The organism is Candidatus Accumulibacter contiguus (assembly GCF_036625285.1).
GTDB classification, from domain to species: Bacteria; Pseudomonadota; Gammaproteobacteria; order Burkholderiales; family Rhodocyclaceae; genus Accumulibacter; species Accumulibacter contiguus.
The window spans coordinates 2,890,150-2,909,926 of sequence record NZ_JAZKUC010000001.1; the positions used below are offsets into that span (position 1 = coordinate 2,890,150).

Here is a 19,777-nt window from a genome sequence, read left to right on the forward strand (position 1 = left end):
GTCGCGCTATTCCATTTTACTGACCCGTTGGGGAGTTGTCATGATGACAATCATTACGGGGTGCGAACGAAAGTGTTGGGCGAGTCCCGCTCTGATAATTGTCAGCGACGTGAGCAAACGTAAGGAAATTAGCGGAGAGTTGCGATAGAGTAGGGAACCCATCCACGGAGAGAAGCCATGCCTAAGATTTCCCACATCGAACCTTGCGATTCCAGAGACTTGGTGGCCCGTTTGGAGGCTAATCCAAAGATACTGGCGAAAGTGCTAGAGATGCTGGAGTTGGTGGAGAACGCCGAAGGGGATCTGCGTCGGGCCGATGAAGCCGAGCGCCGCGTGATAGAAATTCTCCGCGGGACGGGCCAGGAGATTCTGACGGGATGGGCCGAGCAGGTTGCTGAGGCGGTGACAGCCGAGGTGCGGGCCGCTGAGCCGGTCGTGGTACACGCGAAAAAAAAGTTCTCTGGTATACGACATACGGCTCGGTCATGGTGGAGGAGGAATGCTTTCTCCACAAAGAAACAAACCGGCTGCTTCGTCCTTTTTCAGAAGCTGCCGGTGTCCGTTGCCGGAGCCATTCTCTGCCACTGGAGCGCGCCGTGACGGACTTGGGCGCCGACCTTCCCTTTGGACAGGTTGCGGCAAAAATCAAGGAGCACTACGGTGTTGACTTGGCGGTCAGTGCGCCCCGGACGCTCACCGAACGGGTGGCCTGTGAATTAACGGAGGCAGATTGCCTGCCGGTGGCGGGCCCATCGAACACCGCGAAGAGGCTGATTGTGGAGACGGACGGCGGAATGGTGCCCCTTGTCGAGACCGTGGAGGGCGCTGCGGACGCCCGCAAGGGGAAGCGCACGCACTGGCGAGAAGCGAAGGTCTGTATCGCACAGCGGCAGGGCGAGGCCGTTCCCAAGGCCGGCGTGACGATGGAGGGTCCCCGGGAAGCGGGGGCCATCCTGAAGCGGCTGGTCGATGCGCTGGGATTTGGCCCCAAGACCCAGGTTCACTGTGTTGGCGACGGGGCGGCTTGGATAAGCAGCCAAATCGAGGAACTGTTCGGTACTCAGGGGACCTTCCTGGTCGACTTGTTCCACGTCTGCGAATATCTGACCCCAGCCAGCAAGGTCTGCGCGCCGGATTCTGCCCAGGATTGGGTGGCCTCCCAGAAGGCGCGATTCCTGCTGGGACAGGCCCGCGAGGTGGTTGCAGAGATGAAACTGCACCTCGAACCTGCATCGGTCGATGACCCGCAGGCTCCGGTGCGCGTCGCCTGGCGCTATTTCTCCAACCGACTCGACCAGTTGGACTACCCCCGCGCACTTGCGCTGAATCTGCCCGTCGGCTCTGGCGAGGTCGAGAGTTCTCATCGCTACCTCGTGCAGGCCCGCCTCAAGCGCCCAGGGGCTTGGTGGCGTGCGGACATGGCTCAAGCCATGATCAACCTGCGTGTCATGCGACATAACCAGCTGTGGGAAACCTATTGGGAAAAGCGCTGGGCGGAGCCTCTACGCAGAGCGGCTTAAAACCGAGACTCCCCGTCCAACACTTTCGTTCGCACCCATCATTACGGGAGTGAGCGCCCGCCTTGCCTCTCCGATCCCTGTGCCTGTGGCAGGAAGGTGTTCGTACCGAACCGGGGGAACTCAGCCCGGTATCAGGAAGTCGCGGCTGATGCCGTCGCCAAGTTCGAAGATGCGATCCATGAAATCGGTCAGATACTCGTGCAGTCCACTGGCCAGTACATCTTCGATGCGCGCGAAATGCAGGCGGGCATGCAGCACCCCGGCCTTGCGCGCGGTCTCGGCCGAAGCGTTGTTGGCAATCAGTTGCAGCATGCGAACGATGCCGTCGGCGCAGGCATGCAGCGATCTCGGCAGATCCTCGCGAAGGATCAGCAAATCGGCCACCCGCCCCGGCGTGATGGCGTCACGGTAAACCTTGCGGTAGACCTGGAACGCTGACAGCGAGCGTAGCAGCGCACCCCAGCGATAGAAATCGCTGGCCCCCTCGTCGTCATTCTGGCGCAGGATATGATATTGCATGTCGAGAATTCGCGCGGTGTTGTCCCCCCGCTCAAGCAATCCGCCGAGGCGGATGAAGTGCAGTGCATCGTCCTTGAGCATGGTCCCGAAAGTCACGCCGCGCGTCACTGCCGAACGCAGCTTGACCCAGTCGAAGAACTCACTGACGCCGCGCGCGAGAATATGTTCGAAGTTCTGCTGCCGAAGTTCGATCCAGGTCGCGTTGACGCTCTCCCACATCTCGGCAGTCATGGTGCCACGAACGGCGTGCGCGTTTTCGCGCGCGGCGCGCAGGCAACTGAAGATCGACGAAGGATTGGCCGGGTCCGAAACCATGAAACGCAGGACGTTCTCGACGTTGACTTCGCGGTAGGTCTCCGCAAAAGCCGTCTCCAGGCTGTTCAGGGCGAGTATGGCGCGCCAGTTTTCGTTCCGCGAAGCAACGGATTGGGGTACCAGTGACATCTGGTAGGAGACATCGAGCAGACGCGCGAGGTTCTCGGCACGCTCGGTATAACGCGCCATCCAGTAAAGATGATCAGCTGTACGGCTCAACATTTCGGATCTCCCAGCATTTCTAGTTTTCGAGCACCCAGGTGTCCTTGGTTCCGCCACCCTGTGAGGAGTTCACCACCAGCGAGCCTTCGCGCAAGGCCACCCGGGTCAGGCCGCCCGGCACCATTCCGATACCGCGCTTGCCCGAGAGAACAAAGGGACGCAGGTCGAGGTGACGCGGAGCGATTCCAGCCTCGACGAAAGTCGGGCAGTTGGACAAGGCCAGCGTGGGCTGCGCAATGTACTTCTCCGGACAGGCAACGATGCGGGCGCGGAACTCTTCGATCTCGGATTTGCTCGACGCCGGCCCGACCAGCATGCCGTAGCCGCCGGCGCCATGCACTTCCTTGACCACCAGTTCCGGCAGATGCGCCAGCACGTATTTCAGGTCATCCGGCTTGCGCAGCATCCAGGTCGGGACATTGTTGAGCTTCGGTTCCTCGCCGAGGTAGAAGCGGATCATCTCCGGTACGTAAGGGTAGATCGACTTGTCATCGGCGACACCCGTGCCGATGGCATTGGCCAGCGTGACATGGCCGGCACGGTAGGCGGCAAGCAGTCCCGGAACGCCGAGCATCGAATCCTTGTTGAAGACCAGCGGATCCAGGAAGTCATCATCGAGACGTCGGTAGATGACATCGACCCGCTGCGGGCCCTGCGTGGTACGCATGAACACGGTTTCGTTTTTGACGAAGAGGTCTCTTCCTTCGACGAGTTCGACGCCCATCTGCTGCGCCAGGAAGGTATGTTCGAAGTAGGCGCTGTTGTAGGCTCCCGGTGTCAGCAACACGACGGTCGGATCGGTCACTCCTTTGGGCGCCACCGAGCGCAGGTTTTCCAGCAGCATGTCCGGGTAATGCTGGACCGGGGCAATCATCTGCTGCGTGAAAAAAGCTCGGGAAAGAGCCGCATCATCATCTTGCGGTCTTCGATCATGTACGAGACGCCCGATGGCACGCGCAGGTTGTCTTCGAGGACATAGGACTCGCCGGCCCCGGCACGCACGATATCGACTCCGGCGATGTGGGCGTAAATGCCCGACGGCACGTCGATGCCGATCATCTCGGGGCGAAACTGTGCGTTGTTCAGTACCTGCTCAGGCGGAATGCGGTTGGTCTTGAGGATCGCCTGCTCATGATAGATGTCGTGCAGGAAAGCATTTAGTGCTTGTACCCGCTGCCATAGTCCAGTCTGCAGCGACTGCCATTCAGCCGCCGGGATGATGCGCGGGATGATGTCGAAGGGAATCAGACGTTCGGTCCCGGATTCCTCGCCGTAGACGGCAAAAGTGATGCCGACGCGATGAAATGCGGTATCGGCCTCGACTCGCTTGCGCTCCAGGCGCTCGACCGGCATCGCTGCCAGCCACTCTGCAAATACCCGGTAATGGGGCCGCAGCGTGCCTGTCGAATCGTACATCTCGTTGTAGAAATCTGCGCTCATGATACTCACCACCAGTTAGGTCCCTAAAGTGTAAGCAGAAATCGTGCCAACAAATTGAAAGCACACAACAGCAAGCACCCGCAAGCTCGACGACTGTGTCTATGCCAACAAATGGTGCGACGCTACCAGAGAAGGCACTTGCTTGGTGCATCGCCGATGCGATTCGGATCGTGGCAGCATTCTTCGATCTTTCCGGATCAGGACGACAGCCATGTCGCGTCGTAGGCCTGAATCGATCATTGTAGTCTCGTCAGCGTCGCTCAGGCTGGCGATGGCAGGTTACGTCTGTTTACACCAGTGTAGAGCTGACGCGGACGCGCGATCTTGTATTCGGGATCGCCCAGCATTTCTTCCCACTGCGCCATCCATCCCGCGGTGCGGGCCAGTGCGAAGATGCAGGCGAACATCGAAGCCGGTATACCGAGGGCCTTCTGTACGATGGCCGAGTAGAAGTCCACGTTTGGGTAGAGTTTGTTCTCGACAAAATACGGATCTTCGAGCGCAGTTTTCTCCAGGGCTTTCGCCACCTGGAACAGAGGCTGATTCTCCAGCCCCAGTTCCTGTACCAATGCATCGCACACTTCGCGCAGTAGCCTGGTCCTTGGGTCGAAGTTGGTGTAGACAGGGTGGCCAAAGCCGATCCGCCGGAGACTGTCGTGATCATTGCGGGCGCGGGCGACGAACTCAGCAAGCCGTGCGACATCGCCGATCGCTTCGAGCATCGCCAGGCACGCCTCGCTGGCACCTGCATGTGCAGGGCCTGACAGGCAGGCAATCGCCGCGGCAACGCAGGCAAACGGGTTTGCGCCAGAGGAACCGGCCATTCGTACCGTCGAGGTTGCAGCATCCTGCCCATTCTCGGCATGCATGATGAACAGCCTGTCGAGCGCGCGCACCAGGAGCGGATTCGGCCGGTACGTTTCGCGCGGGGTGCCGAACATCATGTACAGGAAATTGGCGGTGTAGCTGAGATCGGGGCGCGGGCTCATGAATGGCTCGCCGATCGAGTACTTGTAGGCCATGGCGACAATCGTCGGCATGCGGGCCACAATGCGAAGGAAGCTGAGCTTGCGCCGCTCGGCGTCGGAGAAGTCGGCAGCGTCATGATGGAAAGCCGAGAAGGCGCCGACCACTCCAACCATCACCGCCATCGGACGGGCATCCCGACGAAAGCCCTGATAGAACTTGACCATCTGTTCATGTACCGAAGCCTGCTTGCGGATCGCGGACTCGAAGCATTGTTTCTGCGCGGCATTCGGCAGCTCGCCATTTTTCAGCAGATAAGCCACTTCGAGAAAGTCGCATTGTTCGGCAAGTTGTTCGATCGGGTATCCGTAATGGAGGAGTTCGCCCTTCTCGCCATCGATGAAGGTGATTTTCGACTTGCAACTGGCGGTCGACTCGAAACCCGAATCGTAGGCGAAGCGACCGCTCCTGCCACCCAGCGTACGAATGTCGAGACAATCGTTACCGTGGGTCGGCGTCAGGACTGCAACAGGCACAGGCGCCTCGCCGTGAATGCTCAGCGTGGCATTACGTCCGGTGATCATGGTATTCCTCCTCATCAGTTCTTCGATGGCATCAATTGCCGTGCAATGTGGCCGGCGGAACGGCCTGGGCAGCCCCCCACGGTCCCGATTCGCCTTGCCGCGCAAGGCGCACCGCCTTGGGGCCACGTTCGTCAATTTCGCACCGGCGCTGTGCTCGCCGCTGCTTGCGCTGCAACTCCCGTTGATCGTTTACGCCTGTCAGGCACCCAGAATGCGTTGCTGCCGGCGCGCAGCCTCAATCGATCACGCCTCGGCTACTCTGAGGCTAGCAAGAGGCATACCAGCCAGAATGCTGGTGCGCACGAATTTTGCTTGAGCTACCAGGTGTGCCCGAAGCTCGTCATCTGATCTCTCGGGAAGTACTTCGCCGTGCTGTGTCAGTCTCTTGACTGACACCTGCCGGCATCGTTGACAAGGCGGATAAAGATGAAGACACCAATGATTCTCCCCTGGCTGGCTGGCAGGGCCGGCGTGAGCGACAGCCGCGCCGAGGAACTGTGGCGGGTCGCCTGTCGTGAGGCAGCGCTGCTGACCGGGGAACGCGACAGTTCATCCTACTGGGGTATGGCGCAGCAGATCCTGCTGGCGCTGCTCGAACAGGAACGCTGGCAGGCGTATCCCCTGCTTGTCTGGCCCTGGCTGCTCATGCAGGGTGGGCTGCAGCGCTGGTCCATATTGACGCGGCGCTGGCTGCTGCCACTGCTGCGTGCTTGCCGGCCTCTGCAATCGGGCCGGCCGCGATGAAAGTAGAGACGGTGGCGCGCAGCGCCTTGATCTCGCGCCTGAAAACCCGCCTGCGGGATGGGCAGCGGCTGATCCGCGAGCGATTCCTTGCCGGGGGCGACGCCACTCGCCTGCTGCACGAACGCTGCCAGCTGGTCGACGAAGTGCTGTGCGAACTCTGGAGCGATCTTGCATTGCCGGCTTCGCTGGCGTTGATTGCGGTGGGCGGCTACGGACGCGGCGAACTTTACCCGGCCTCCGATGTCGATCTGCTGATCCTGCTGCCGGAGCAAGCGGACGACGTGCTGACCACTCGGATCGAACAACTGATCTGCGTATTCTGGGATGTCGGGCTGGAAACCGGCCACAGCGTGCGCACCATCGAGCAGTGTCTGGAGGAAGCTGCCGGCGACATCACGGTGCAGACGGCGATGATCGAAGCTCGCCTGTTGGTTGGCAGTGGCAGCCTGTTTCAGGGCTTGTCATCACTCATCCGGGGCAGTCTGGACGCACAGGCCTTCTTCCAGAGCAAGCGCATCCAGCAGGAGGACCGGCATCAGCGCTTCAGCGACACTCCTTACAGTCTCGAGGCGAACTGCAAGGAAGGGCCAGGCGGGTTGCGCGATCTGCAACTCATCCTGTGGATTGCACAGGCAGCAGGCTTTGGCAAGTGCTGGAAGGACCTCGAACAACGCGGCTTCATCACCGAAGAAGAGGAAGAGCTTCTCAGCGCCTGCGAGGCCTTTCTGTGCCGCCTGCGCATTCACTTGCACCTGCACGCCGGACGCCGAGAAGATCGCCTGCTCTTCGAGTACCAGACCGCCCTGGCCGAACAGCTCGGGTTCGCCGCCACAGCCAACCTTCGCTCCAGCGAGCGCCTGATGCAGAAATACTACCGGACCGCCAAAACGGTGACCCAGATCAATGCGATCGTCCTGCAGAATATCGGCGCAGCTTTGTTCCCCCCGCCGGAAGAGCCGCCGCAAAGGATCAACGAACGCTTCCAGAATGCGCACGAGTTTCTCGACGTGGTGCACGAGGACGTGTTCAAGCAAACCCCCGGTGCCATCCTCGAAGCCTTTCTGCTGCTCCAGAAACATGCCGAGTTGAAGGGAATGAGCGCGCGCACGCAGCGCGCCCTGTGGCGAGCACGCAAACTGATCGACGATGATTTCCGCAGCAACCTGGACAACCGTGCACTTTTTCTGCAGATCTTCAAGCAGGAACGCCATCTGGTCCAGGAGTTCCGGCGCATGAACCAACTGGGCATCCTCGGTCGCTATCTGCCCAGTTTCGGACGCATCGTCGGGCAGATGCAGCATGACCTGTTCCACGTCTACACCGTCGATCAGCATATCCTGCAGGTCGTGCGCCGCTTGCGCCGCTTCTCGATGGAGGAGTTCGCGCACGAGTATCCTTTCTGCAGCCGTCTGATCAGCGACCTCGGCAATCCCTGGATCCTCTACATTGCGGCTCTGTTTCACGACATCGCCAAGGGGCGCGGCGGCGATCACTCGGAACTCGGCGCGGTCGATGCGCGGGAATTCTGCGAACAGCACGGCCTGGCTGCAGAAGATACCGAACTCATTGTCTGGCTGGTTCGCCAGCACCTGCTGATGTCCAGGATCGCGCAGAAGCAGGACATCTCCGACCCTGGCGTAGTTGCCCAATTCGCCAGCATCGTCGGTGACGAACGGCACTTGATCGCACTCTACCTGTTGACCGTCGCCGACATCCGCGGAACCAGTCCGAAGGTCTGGAATGCCTGGAAGGGACAATTACTCGAGCAACTGTTCCAGGCCACCCGGCGCTTCCTGCTCTCGGGTGACGAAACGCTGATGACGCAGGGCGTCATCGCGCAGCGTCAGCAGGAGGCATTGCGTCTGATGCGCTATCTCGCGCTTCCCGAGGCTGCGCATGAGCGCCTGTGGAAACAACTCGATACGGTGTATTTTCTGCGTCAATCGGCCGAGGAAATCGCCTGGCACGCGCGCGCGCTGCACGAACGTATCGAGGCCGACCGACCGGTGGTCGTGGCCCGCCTGAATCCGTTTGGCGAGGGGCTGGAAGTGATGGTCTACACGCACGATCAGGCAGACCTCTTCGTGCGTATGGTTGGCTTCTTCAGTCGCGCCGGTTACAGCATCGTCGACGCCAAGATCCACACCACGCAGCATGGCTACGCGCTCGACACTTTCATACTGCTCGACGTTTCCGATCGCGACAGTGACCGCGCGATGATCAGTTATATCGAGCACGAACTCGGAGATCGGCTGGCTCACCAGGCGCCACTGGACGTCCCCGCCAACGGACGCATCTCGCGGCAGGTGAAACATTTCCCGATTCAAACGCTGGTGAGTATCCAGCCGCTGGTCAGCCTCGAAGCCGACGAAACCGGCAAATTGTTCGTGCTCACCGTCGTTGCCGCCGATCGTCCCGGCCTGCTGTTCGTCATTGCCAGCGAACTGGCCAGACATCGGGCCAATCTGCACACCGCCAAGATCGCCACACTTGGCGAGCGGGTCGAGGATACTTTCCTGATCAGCGGCGGACATCTCGAGGAAAGCGCCGGCCGTGTTAAATTGGAAACCGACTTGCTGCAGCACCTGCAGGGCTGAGTTGGCCAGAGGCATCGCGACTGCGCGCAAGCTTGCGCCGTAGCGCGCCTGGAGGATGCCAATAAATGGTGCGATTCTTGCTTGTAAATTCTGATCTTTTGTCCCGGAGCTGACCGTGTCCATACATGTTGCCCTGAATCATCTTACACACTATCGCTACGACCGCCTGATCGATCTGTCTCCGCAGGTCGTTCGGCTGCGCCCGGCACCGCATTCGCGCACCCCGGTCCTCAGCTACTCGCTGAAGGTCAGTCCAGCACAGCATTTCATCAACTGGCAGCAGGATCCGCAGGCGAATTACCTGGCGCGCCTGGTATTCCCGGAGAAGACGCGCGAGTTTTGCGTTGAAGTCGATCTGGTGGTCAACATGTCGGTGATCAATCCGTTCGATTTCTTTCCTGAACCCTATGCGACGACCTTTCCTTTCAAATACGAAGCGTGGCAACAGGAAGAACTCGAACCCTATCTGCACCGTTTGCCGCTGACGCCGCTGCTGCGTAGTTTCCTGGAGACGGTTCCCTCCGAGCCGCGCGCCAGCGTCGATTTTCTGGTCGACCTGAACCGGCAGGTGCAGCGAGCAGTGGGTTACGTCATCCGTCTCGAGCCCGGCGTGCAGACGCCCGAGGAAACCCTCGAACTGGCGCGTGGCTCTTGCCGTGACTCCGCCTGGTTACTGGTGCAGGTGCTGCGCCATCTCGGCCTGGCGGCGCGCTTCGTTTCGGGTTACCTGATTCAGCTGGTGCCCGACGTCAAATCGCTGGATGGTCCATCGGGAACCGACCATGACTTCACCGACCTGCACGCCTGGTGCGAGGTGTACCTGCCGGGCGCCGGCTGGATCGGCCTCGATCCGACCTCGGGCCTGTTCGCCGGGGAAGGGCACATTCCGCTGGCGTGTTCGCCGCAACCGTCTTCGGCGGCACCGATCACGGGCTTCACCGAGGCCTGTGAATGCGAGTTCGAGCACCACATGAAAATCGAGCGCGTCTGGGAAGCGCCCAGGGTCACCAAGCCCTATGACGAAGCACAATGGTCGGCGATCGAAGCGCTCGGCCATCAGATCGACGCGGATCTGGTCAGTGCCGACGTGCGCCTGACGATGGGCGGCGAACCGACTTTCGTCTCGATTGACGACCACGACGGCGCCGAATGGAACATCGACGCGCTCGGGCCGACCAAACGCCTGCGCGCCGCGGAAATCTTTCAGCGCCTGCGTGCGCGGTACGCGCCGCAGGGTTTGCAGCATTTCGGGCAAGGCAAATGGTATCCTGGCGAACAGTTGCCGCGCTGGTCGCTGAACTGCTTCTGGCGGCGTGATGGCCAGCCGGTGTGGAACAATCCGGCGCTGTATGCCGACGAAACCCGCGACTACGGTGCCGACGAAGTTCTTGCCGGGCGCTTCCTGATCAAACTCGCCGAGTTGCTAACGCTCGACCCGAAGCATGTATTCCCGGCCTTCGAAGATGTGTACTATTACCTCTGGCGCGAACATCGCCTGCCGGTCAACGTCGATCCCTTCAATGCCCGCCTCGACGACCCGATTGAACGCGACCGTCTGGCGAAGGTTTTTCGTCAGGGGCTCGACAAGGTGGTCGGCTATGTCCTGCCGCTCAAGCGCCGGCCGCAGGGTGGCTGGCAAAGCGGGCCATGGTTCCTGCGCGCGGGTCGTTGCTATCTGGTGCCGGGCGATTCGCCAATCGGCTACCGCCTGCCGCTGGACTCGCAACCCTGGGTGGCCAAATCCGACTATCCGTACATTCATTCTCCCGATCCTACGCAACGCTTTTCACCGCTACCCGACCATGCAGATATGCAGGCACGCTATGCGGTCAGCCACAGTGAGAGCCTGAGCGCCGAAGCCGCCGCGGTCACCAGCGAACACTTTTCCGAGCAGGCGCTCGACCGTGCCGCCGAGTCGCTGGCGCATGCTGCCGGGGATGCTGGCGAGCCAGGAAGCCTGTCGCCGGCATTGGTCACGCGCACCTCCTTGTCGACGCAGGCACGCAATGGCGTGTTGTATATCTTCATGCCGCCGACCGAGACGCTCGATGACTACCTCGAACTGGTGACCGCGGTCGAGGCCACGGCCGCGGCACTGGCCACACCGGTCATCGTCGAAGGGTACGAGCCGCCGTCGGATCCGCGCCTGACCAACTTCCGGGTGACGCCCGATCCCGGGGTGATCGAAGTCAACATTCAGCCGTCAGCAAACTGGGATGAACTCGTCGAAAGGACGACACATCTCTATGAAGCTGCGCATCTGTCGCGTCTCTGTACGGAAAAGTTCATGCTCGACGGTCGCCACACCGGCACCGGCGGTGGCAACCACTTCGTCTTCGGTGGTGCCAGCGTCCTCGACTCGCCTTTCCTGCGCCGCCCGGACCTGTTGCGCAGCCTGATCAGTTACTGGCATAACCACCCATCGCTGTCCTATCTTTTCTCGGGCCTGTTCATCGGCCCGACCAGTCAGTCGCCGCGAGTCGACGAGGCGCGCAACGATTCGGTCTATGAACTGGAGATCGCCTTCAGCCAGTTCCCGCAACCGACTGCCGAAGGGGCGGAGTGCATCGCCCCCTGGATCATCGACCGCGTGCTGCGCAATCTGTTGATCGACTCGACGGGCAATACGCACCGCGCGGAGTTCTGCATCGACAAGCTGTACTCTCCCGATGGCCCCACCGGTCGCCTCGGTCTGCTGGAAATGCGCGCTTTCGAAATGCCACCGCACGCGCGCATGTCGCTGGCCCAGCAGCTACTGCTGCGGGCGCTGATCGCCCGCTTCTGGCGTACCCCCTACGCGCCGGAGCGCCTGGTGCGCTGGGGAACCGAACTGCACGACCGCTTCATGCTGCCGCACTTCGTGCAACAGGATTTCGAAGACGTGCTCAGTGAATTGCGCGGCGCCGGTTATGCACTTGAAAGCGCGTGGTTTGCGCCGCATTTCGAGTTCCGTTTTCCGTTGCACGGCCGCATCACGGCGCTGGGCATCGAGCTGGAACTGCGGCATGCCCTCGAACCCTGGCATGTGATGGGCGAGCAGGGGGCAGTCGGTGCCACCGTGCGCTACGTCGACTCCTCGCTGGAACGGGTGCAGCTCAAGGTGACCGGCATGGCCAGTGATCGTTATGTGATCGGCTGCAACGGCCGCGCCTTGCCGATGCGCTCGACCGGCAAGCCGGGTGAGTTTGTGGCCGGCGTGCGTTACCGGGCCTGGCATCCGCCATCGGCGCTGCATCCGACGATTGGTGTGCACGCGCCACTGGTTTTCGACCTCGTCGATACCTGGATGAAGCGCTCGCTCGGGGGTTGCCAGTATCACGTCGAACACCCCGGTGGACGCAACCCCGACCGCTACCCGGTCAACGCCAACGAGGCGGAAGGTCGCCGTCTGGCGCGCTTCACGCCATTTGGCCACACGCCTGGTGAAATCGATATACAGCCCGCACCAATCAATACCGGCTTCCCGTTTACGTTAGACTTGCGGCGATCCTGAAACTACTCGGCGCAGGAGCAAGCACTCCTGCGCTTTTTTCATGCCGCAATCCCTGCTTTCCAGTTACCAGAAGAAAACCGACCGTTTCGACGAAATGCTCGCCGAGGACGGTAGTGTTCGCCCGGCGTGGCAACCGTTCCTTGCCCACCTCGATGCGGCAACACCCGAGCAGATGCGCCACCGGGTCGATTACGTACGCCGGCGCATTCTCGAAAATGGCGTCACCTATAATGTCTATGCCGACCTGAAGGGCGCCGATCGGCCATGGGAGCTCGATCCTTTGCCGTTGATCCTGTCAACCGGCGAGTGGCAGGAACTGACCAGCGCCGTGACGCAGCGCGCGCGCCTGCTCAACGCCGTGCTCAAGGATCTGTATGGTCCGCAGGAGTTGCTGAAGAACGGCAGCCTGCCGCCGGCACTGGTCTTTGGCCACAACAATTTTCTCTGGCCATGCCAGGGGGTCAGACCGGCTGGTGATATCTACCTGCATCTTTGCGCCGTTGACCTCGCACGTTCGCCTGACGGCCGCTGGTGGGTAATCGCCGACCGCACGCAGGCGCCTTCGGGTGCGGGTTACGCGCTCGAAAACCGGACCATCATTGGCCGCGTCTTTCCCGAACAGTTCCGCGACCTGCATGTCCAGCATCTCGCTTCCTTCTTCCGCCAACTCCAGGACAGTCTCGCCTACTGGGCAGCGCCGGCCAGCGAGGCGCCGCTGATCGTTCTCCTGACCCCGGGGCCCTACAACGAAACCTACTTTGAACACGCCTATCTGGCGCGCTATCTCGGTTTCCCGCTGGTCGAGGGACATGATCTGACGGTGCGCGGTGACTGCGTCTACATGCGCACGCTCAGTGGCCTGCGCCGCGTGCATGCGATTCTGCGCCGGCTTGACGATGACTACTGCGATCCACTCGAACTGCGCGGCAATTCGGCACTCGGCGTGCCGGGACTCTTGCAGGCCGTGCGTGCCGGCAAGGTGCTGGTCGCCAATGCCCTTGGCAGCGGCCTGCTCGAATCCGCGGCACTGCCGGGATTTCTGCCCGGCGCCTGCGAAAAGCTGCTCGGTGAGCCGCTGGCAATGCCTTCCGTAGCCACCTGGTGGTGCGGCGAGCAGGCGGCGCTCGAGTTCACCATCGAGCACCTCGACAAACTGGTGATCAAGGGCTCGTATCCCTCACAGCGTTTCGATCCGGTCTTTGGTAACGAACTGATCGGCAGCCCGCGCGAAGAAATGATCGCCCGCCTGAAGACGCGGCCACAGGCCTATGTCGCCCAGGAACTGGTCAATTTTTCCGAGGCGCCGACCTGGAGTACCCGCCATGACCGTCATCTGCTGCCGCGCGGTGTGGGCCTGCGCGTCTTTGTCGCCGCCACCCCGAGCGGCTACGTGGTGATGCCGGGTGGCCTGACGCGCGTCTCTGCGGCTTCCAATGCGCGGGTCATCTCGATGCAGCGCGGCGGCTCGAGCAAGGACACCTGGGTATTGACCGACCAGGCGGTCAATACCTTCAGCCTGCTCAAGCACTCGGTCGGCAAAGCCGACCTGGTGCGCGGCGGTCGCAACCTGTCGTCGCGAGTGGTCGAGAACCTGTACTGGTTCGGCCGTTACGCCGAACGAACCGACAAGACCTCGCGCCTCCTGCGCGTCGCGCTGTCACGTCTGGTGGATACCGGCGCCGACATTCTGCCGGCACTGACCTCGGCTTTCGACCTCTGCCGTGCCCTGCAGTTGTTGCCGGCCGTCAGCGAAGCCGAGACGGGCAGTCCTACAAAGATCGGCCCGCCAGCGCCCGAGCTGTCACTCGAAGCGCAACTGCTTGCCGCAGTTTGTGGCAAGGAATCGGGCGAGGGCCTCGCGGGCGACATTCGCCGCCTGCTGTGGGTCGCCACGCAGGTACGCGAGCGTTTCTCGCTCGACAACTGGCATGCGATCAATCGTCTGCAACAACAGTTGCAACGCTACGCCAAGACCGTGGCCGAAGTCGGCCAACCCGAGCTCAGCGAGGTGCTCGCCTTCCTCGACCAGGTTCTGCTCGTTTCCTCCTCGCTGGCCGGTTTTGCGATGGACAACATGACCCGTGACGACGGCTGGCGTTTTCTGATCATCGGCAGGCGGATCGAAAGACTCGTTTTCCTCGCCAACACCGTCGCGCAGTTCCTGCTCCTGGACTCGACACGTGCTGCCGGCAGCCTGGAATGGCTGCTCGAACTGACCGACAGCATCATCACCTACCGTTCGCGCTACATGACCCAGCCACAGGTCCTGCCGACGCTCGACCTGATCGTCTTCGACGAAGGCAACCCGCATTCGGTGGCCTTCCAATTGCAAATCCTCGTCCGTTACCTCGACAACCTGACGCGCCTGCTCGGCGGTCCGCGTGACCAGGCCCTGCGCCAAGAGCTGGCGCGCCTGCAAGGCTTCGACCTCGGGCGTTTCGAGGGGCAGAGCTTCAGCGAGTGTCGTGCCTGCGATCCCTGCCTCGCGCTGGCAGCGATCCTCGGCGAGGTTTCACTCGCCGCGGCAACGCTTTCGGACCGCCTGGCGATGCGCTATTTCAGTCATGTCAGCGACGTCAGTCGGCCCACCCTCACCTCGTGATCGCCGTGAACCCGAGCGCCGCCCGCTATCACATTGTTCACGAGACGATCTACAGCTACGACAGCCCGGTGTCGCTGTCGCGCCAGCTCCTGCATCTGACGCCGCGCGAATGTGCCTGGCAGCGCTGTCTGGCGCATCAGATCAGCGTGGCTCCGGAAGTAACCACTGCGCGTGAGCGCCATGATTGCTTCGGCAATCCGGTGCGGGAGCTGACGATCGAATTTCCGCACGACAGCCTCAGCGTCCGCGCCGAGAGCACCATCGAGGTATTGCCGCACTTGCCGGTTGACGCACTCACTGTCCTGATGGGCGGCGCGACCACGAATGCTGGCGAAGCCAGGCCGCCGCAACCAGCATCATCACCCCGCTACCTGCGCGCTTCGCCGGCGTGGGAAACGGTGCGAGACGCACTTGCCTACGGTTCTCGTCCCGTCCTGCTCGACGCCAGCTGTTTCCAGTTCGAATCGCCCTATGTGCGCGTCAAGCGCGAGTTTGCCGCTTATGCCAGACCCTGCTTCACCCCTGGCCGGCCGGTACTGGAAGCGGTGCAGGCGCTGATGAGCCGCATCTACAACGAGTTCGAGTTCGACCCCGAGGCAACGACCGTCGCTACCCCGGTTCTCGAGGTGCTGGCCGAAAAGCGTGGCGTTTGTCAGGACTTCGCGCACCTGATGCTGTCCTGCCTGCGTTCGCAGGGCCTCGCCGCGCGTTACGTCAGCGGCTACCTGCTCACCCATCCGCCACCAGGGAAGCCGCGCATGGTCGGCGCCGACGCTTCGCACGCCTGGGTTTCGGTGTATTGCCCGGGACTCGAAGGCGGGCGCTGGGTGGACTTCGATCCGACCAACAACCTGTTGCCCGACACGCAGCACATCACGCTCGCCTGGGGGCGCGATTTTTCCGACGTCTCCCCGCTGCGCGGCGTCATTCTCGGTGGTGACGCGCACGAACTCGACGTTGCCGTCACCGTCACCCCGGTCAGCGAAACCTGCGCTGAGGCGGCTGCCGTCAATGCGAGCCAGCCGTAGGCAGGCATGCTCTGGTTGAACGGTAATGCCGCTCCCGCTGGTAAACCAGCAGCCTGGCAAAAACCTGCTGCTTATTGAGGGCTTCCCGGCTGCCAAATCCGGGAACCGCCACGCGTGCTACAATTCGGGCCTTTTCAAGGCTTGAGAGGCGCATCATGTTTTCCGATAAAGACACCCTGGCGAAAGTGGATCCCGAGATCTGGAAGGTCATCGAGAACGAAAATCGGCGTCAGGAAGAGCATATCGAGCTGATCGCCTCCGAGAACTATGTGAGCCGCGCGGTGATGGCCGCGCAGGGTTCGCAACTGACCAACAAGTATGCCGAAGGTTATCCCGGCAAGCGCTATTACGGCGGCTGTGAACATGTCGACGTCGCCGAGCAACTGGCTATCGACCGCCTCAAGAAACTGTTTGCTGCCGAAGCCGCCAACGTTCAGCCCAATTCCGGGTCGCAGGCCAATCAGGCAGTGCTGATGGCTTTTGCCAAACCGGGCGACACCATCATGGGAATGAGTCTTGCCGAAGGTGGCCATCTCACACACGGCATGCCGCTCAATATGTCCGGCAAGTGGTTCAGGGTCGTGGCCTATGGTCTCGACCGGAACGAAGCGATCGACTACGCGCAGATGGAAGCGCTGGCGCGCGAGCACAAGCCGCGCATCCTGATCGCCGGTGCGTCGGCATACTCGCTGCATATCGACTTCGAGCGTTTTGCCAAGGTTGCCAAGGAAATCGGCGCGATTTTCATGGTCGACATGGCGCACTACGCAGGCCTGATCGCTGCCGGTTGCTATCCCAACCCGGTACCCTATGCTGATGTCGTTACCTCGACGACGCACAAGACGCTGCGCGGCCCGCGCGGCGGCGTCATCCTGATGAAGGCCGAGCACGAAAAAGCGATCAATTCGGCGATTTTCCCCGGTCTGCAGGGCGGCCCCCTGATGCATGTGATCGCGGCCAAGGCGGTGGCCTTCAAGGAGGCCCTGACGCCTGCTTTCCGTGATTACCAGGAGCAGGTGGTCGCCAACGCCCGCGTACTGTCAAGGGTGTTGGCAGATGAACGGGGACTGCGCATCGTCTCGGGTCGCACCGAATCGCACGTCTTCCTGGTCGATCTGCGCGCCAAGAACATTACCGGCAAGGATGCCGAGGCGCTGCTCGGCGCCGCACACATGACGGTCAACAAGAATGCCATCCCGAACGATCCGCAGAAGCCCTTCGTGACTTCGGGTATCCGCCTCGGTTCGCCGGCGATGACCACGCGCGGTTTCACCGAGATCGAATCCGAGCAGGTTGCCCACCTGATCGCCGATGTGCTCGATGCGCCCACCGACGCCGATGTGCTGGCGCGAGTGCGCGCCGATGTCTCGAAGCTGTGCCGGAAATTCCCGGTCTATGGCGGCTCGGCGAGATGAAATGCCCGTTCTGCGGCGCTGACGAAACCGCCGTCGCCGACACCCGCATCAACGACGACGGCGACATCGTGCGGCGGCGGCGACGCTGTCTGACCTGCGACAAGCGCTTCACGACTTATGAGCGGGCTGGCTTGCGCCTCCCGCAAGTCATCAAGAAGAACGGCTCGCGGGTCGATTTCGACCGCGAAAAACTTGCCGCCAGTCTCTGGCTGGCGCTGCGCAAGCGACCGGTCAGCGTCGAGGCCGTCGAGGCGGCGATTGCCCGTATCGAGGAAAAACTGCTGGCGCTGGGCGAGCGCGAACTGGCTTCGGAGAAGCTGGGTGAAATGGTCATGCGCGAGTTGAAGAAACTCGACAAGGTGGCTTACGTCCGCTTCGCTTCGGTGTATCGGAATTTCGAGGACGTAGACGAGTTCTCCAAGGTCATTCGCGAAGTTTCCCCAGAAGTGCCGCATCCTACGCAGCCACTCGGCCGTTGATGGCGCCGGCGTTCAGCGCGGCGGATCACCAATTCATGGCGCTTGCGCTTCGCCTTGCCGAGCGCGGCCTGTACACCACGACGCCCAATCCGCGCGTCGGCTGTGTCATCGTCAACGCCGGACAGGTCGTCGGTGAAGGCTGGCATGTGCGTGCCGGGGCGGAGCATGCCGAAGTTCACGCCTTGCAGGCCGCTGGCGAGAAAGCGCGTGGGGCTACCGTGTATGTCACCCTCGAACCCTGCAGTCACCATGGCCGAACGCCTCCCTGCGCCGCAGCGCTGCTGGCCGCCGGGGTGACAAGGGTGGTCGCCGCGATGCAGGATCCCAATCCACTGGTCGCCGGGCAGGGGCTGGCCAGCCTGCGCGCGGCCGGACTGCTGGCCGAGTGTGGCTTGCTGGCTGCCGAGGCGCACGAAATCAATATCGGCTTCGTCGCACGCATGACTCGTTCCCGGCCATGGCTGCGGCTGAAGCTGGCGGCTAGCCTCGATGGCAAGACGGCGCTGCAGAATGGTGCCAGCCAGTGGCTGACCGGCCCGGCGGCACGGCAGGATGGCCATCGCTGGCGAGCGCGTGCCTGTGCGATCCTGACCGGCATCGGCACGGTTCGCCACGATAATCCGCAACTCAATGTGCGTGCTGTGGAAGACCTGTCCGGAGAATTGCGTCAGCCCTTGAAGGTGGTCGTAGACAGCCGCCTCGAACTGCCGCTCGACGCCAGAGTGCTCGACGATGGCACGGTGCTGGTCGCCGCCGCTGTCGATGCCCGCGCCAGGATCGCTGCTCTGCGGCAGCGCGGCGCCGAAGTCGTGCTTCTGCCCGGGCCCGCTGGACAGGTGGATCTGCCGGCCCTGCTCAACGAACTCGCCCGGCGTGGCATCAACGAAGTGCATGCCGAGGCCGGTTTCGGACTCAGTGGTTCGCTGCTGCGCGCAGCTCTGGTCGATGAACTGCTGCTCTATCTCGCTCCCTGTCTGATCGGTGATGCGGCGCGCGGCATGTTCGACCTGCCGGCGCTGGAATCGCTGGCTGCCCGGCACATGCTGGCGATTCGCGACGTCCGTTCGCTGGGTCCCGACCTGCGTCTGCTCGCCCGCTTCAGTTGAGCCCGGCGCATACCGGACACTCCGGGTCCCGTCCGAACTTGATGCTGCGCCATTCCATCGACAGCCCATCGAGTAACCAGAGACGGCCAAGCACCACCTCGCCGCATCCGGTGATCAGCTTGAGGGCTTCGGCTGCCTGCATCGTGCCGATGATGCCGGTGAGCGGTGCGAATACCCCCATCACCGCGCAGCGTTCCTCTTCGACCGCATCGGCTTCGGGAAACAGACAGTGGTAACAGGGAGTGTGATCGCGACTGCTATCGAATACCGCGAGCTGTCCGGCAAAGCGGATCGCTGCGCCGGAAACCAGTGCCGTACGGTGCCTGACGCAGGCCCGGTTAACCGCGTGTCGGGTGGCAAAGTTGTCGCAGCAATCGAGAACCACGTCCGCATCGGCGATCAAGGCCTGCAGTGCTGCGCCAGCCAGGCGGGTGGTGATCGCTTCGACCACCACCTCGGGATTGACTCCACGTAGTGCGGCCTGCCCGGACAGGGCTTTCGGCTGGCCGATGCGCTCCTGCGTGTGGAGAATCTGGCGCTGCAGGTTGGTGAGGTCCACCGTATCCCCGTCGGCGAGGGTGATTCGTCCAACGCCGGCAGCCGCGAGATAGAGTGCGGCCGGCGAGCCCAGGCCGCCGGCGCCGACGATCAGCACCTTCGCTTCGAGTATCCGTTGCTGCCCTTCGACACCGATTTCTTCCAGCAGGATGTGTCGGCTGTAGCGCAGCAACTGTCCGTCGTTCATCG

At 62.1% G+C, this 19,777-nt stretch carries 13 protein-coding genes and 1 pseudogene; 10 read left to right on the forward strand and 4 right to left on the reverse strand.

From position 1 onward, the window contains the following. Positions 1–177: 177 nt before the first annotated feature. Complete coding sequence (locus V5B59_RS14005) at positions 178–600, forward strand: hypothetical protein (protein WP_034931510.1); 423 nt, start codon at positions 178–180, stop codon at positions 598–600. Continuing rightward, entirely contained in the window at positions 597–1,520 is a 924-nt protein-coding gene (locus V5B59_RS14010) for a hypothetical protein (RefSeq protein ID WP_332351391.1), read from the forward strand. The genes V5B59_RS14005 and V5B59_RS14010 overlap by 4 nt, the downstream gene beginning before the upstream one ends. Before the next feature lie 120 nt (positions 1,521–1,640). Here V5B59_RS14010 and V5B59_RS14015 read toward each other — a convergent pair whose 3' ends face one another. From V5B59_RS14015 to gltA, 3 genes and pseudogenes are all read right to left on the reverse strand, one after another. Next, positions 1,641–2,576 (reverse strand): alpha-E domain-containing protein, encoded by a 936-nt coding sequence (locus V5B59_RS14015; RefSeq protein WP_034917738.1) that lies wholly within the window; start codon positions 2,574–2,576, stop codon positions 1,641–1,643. Between the two features lie 19 nt (positions 2,577–2,595). Then, positions 2,596–4,016: pseudogene (locus V5B59_RS14020) on the reverse strand (circularly permuted type 2 ATP-grasp protein). A 260-nt stretch (positions 4,017–4,276) separates the two neighbouring features. Next, a complete protein-coding gene (gene gltA / locus V5B59_RS14025; RefSeq protein WP_169071012.1) occupies positions 4,277–5,566 on the reverse strand; it encodes a citrate synthase in 1,290 nt (429 codons plus the stop codon). A 426-nt stretch (positions 5,567–5,992) separates the two neighbouring features. Between gltA and V5B59_RS14030 the strand changes: the two genes are divergently transcribed. From V5B59_RS14030 to ribD, 8 genes are all read left to right on the forward strand, one after another. Then, the gene (locus V5B59_RS14030) at positions 5,993–6,310 is read left to right on the forward strand and encodes a hypothetical protein (RefSeq protein ID WP_169071011.1); all 318 of its coding nucleotides are present in this window, start codon (positions 5,993–5,995) and stop codon (positions 6,308–6,310) included. Beyond that, positions 6,307–8,907, forward strand: coding sequence for a [protein-PII] uridylyltransferase (locus V5B59_RS14035; RefSeq protein ID WP_169071010.1), 2,601 nt, complete (start codon positions 6,307–6,309; stop codon positions 8,905–8,907). Before V5B59_RS14030 ends, V5B59_RS14035 begins: the two co-directional genes overlap by 4 nt. Positions 8,908–9,022: 115 nt before the next feature. Continuing rightward, the gene (locus tag V5B59_RS14040; protein WP_169071009.1) at positions 9,023–12,400 is read left to right on the forward strand and encodes a DUF2126 domain-containing protein; all 3,378 of its coding nucleotides are present in this window, start codon (positions 9,023–9,025) and stop codon (positions 12,398–12,400) included. A 40-nt stretch (positions 12,401–12,440) separates the two neighbouring features. After that, a complete protein-coding gene (locus tag V5B59_RS14045) occupies positions 12,441–15,002 on the forward strand; it encodes a circularly permuted type 2 ATP-grasp protein (protein WP_169071008.1) in 2,562 nt (853 codons plus the stop codon). A 5-nt stretch (positions 15,003–15,007) separates the two neighbouring features. After that, positions 15,008–16,030, forward strand: coding sequence for a transglutaminase family protein (locus V5B59_RS14050; RefSeq protein ID WP_034909505.1), 1,023 nt, complete (start codon positions 15,008–15,010; stop codon positions 16,028–16,030). Between the two features lie 155 nt (positions 16,031–16,185). Continuing rightward, entirely contained in the window at positions 16,186–17,445 is a 1,260-nt protein-coding gene (gene glyA / locus V5B59_RS14055; protein WP_169071007.1) for a serine hydroxymethyltransferase, read from the forward strand. Then, a complete protein-coding gene (gene nrdR, locus V5B59_RS14060; RefSeq protein ID WP_169071006.1) occupies positions 17,442–17,924 on the forward strand; it encodes a transcriptional regulator NrdR in 483 nt (160 codons plus the stop codon). Before glyA ends, nrdR begins: the two co-directional genes overlap by 4 nt. Further along, on the forward strand, positions 17,924–19,030 hold the full coding sequence (ribD, locus tag V5B59_RS14065) for a bifunctional diaminohydroxyphosphoribosylaminopyrimidine deaminase/5-amino-6-(5-phosphoribosylamino)uracil reductase RibD (protein ID WP_034909499.1): 1,107 nt from the start codon (positions 17,924–17,926) through the stop codon (positions 19,028–19,030). The genes nrdR and ribD overlap by 1 nt, the downstream gene beginning before the upstream one ends. Here ribD and V5B59_RS14070 read toward each other — a convergent pair. Beyond that, a complete protein-coding gene (locus V5B59_RS14070; RefSeq protein ID WP_034909497.1) occupies positions 19,023–19,775 on the reverse strand; it encodes a HesA/MoeB/ThiF family protein in 753 nt (250 codons plus the stop codon). The two genes, ribD and V5B59_RS14070, sit on opposite strands and share 8 nt — an antisense overlap. Positions 19,776–19,777: the final 2 nt, after the last annotated feature.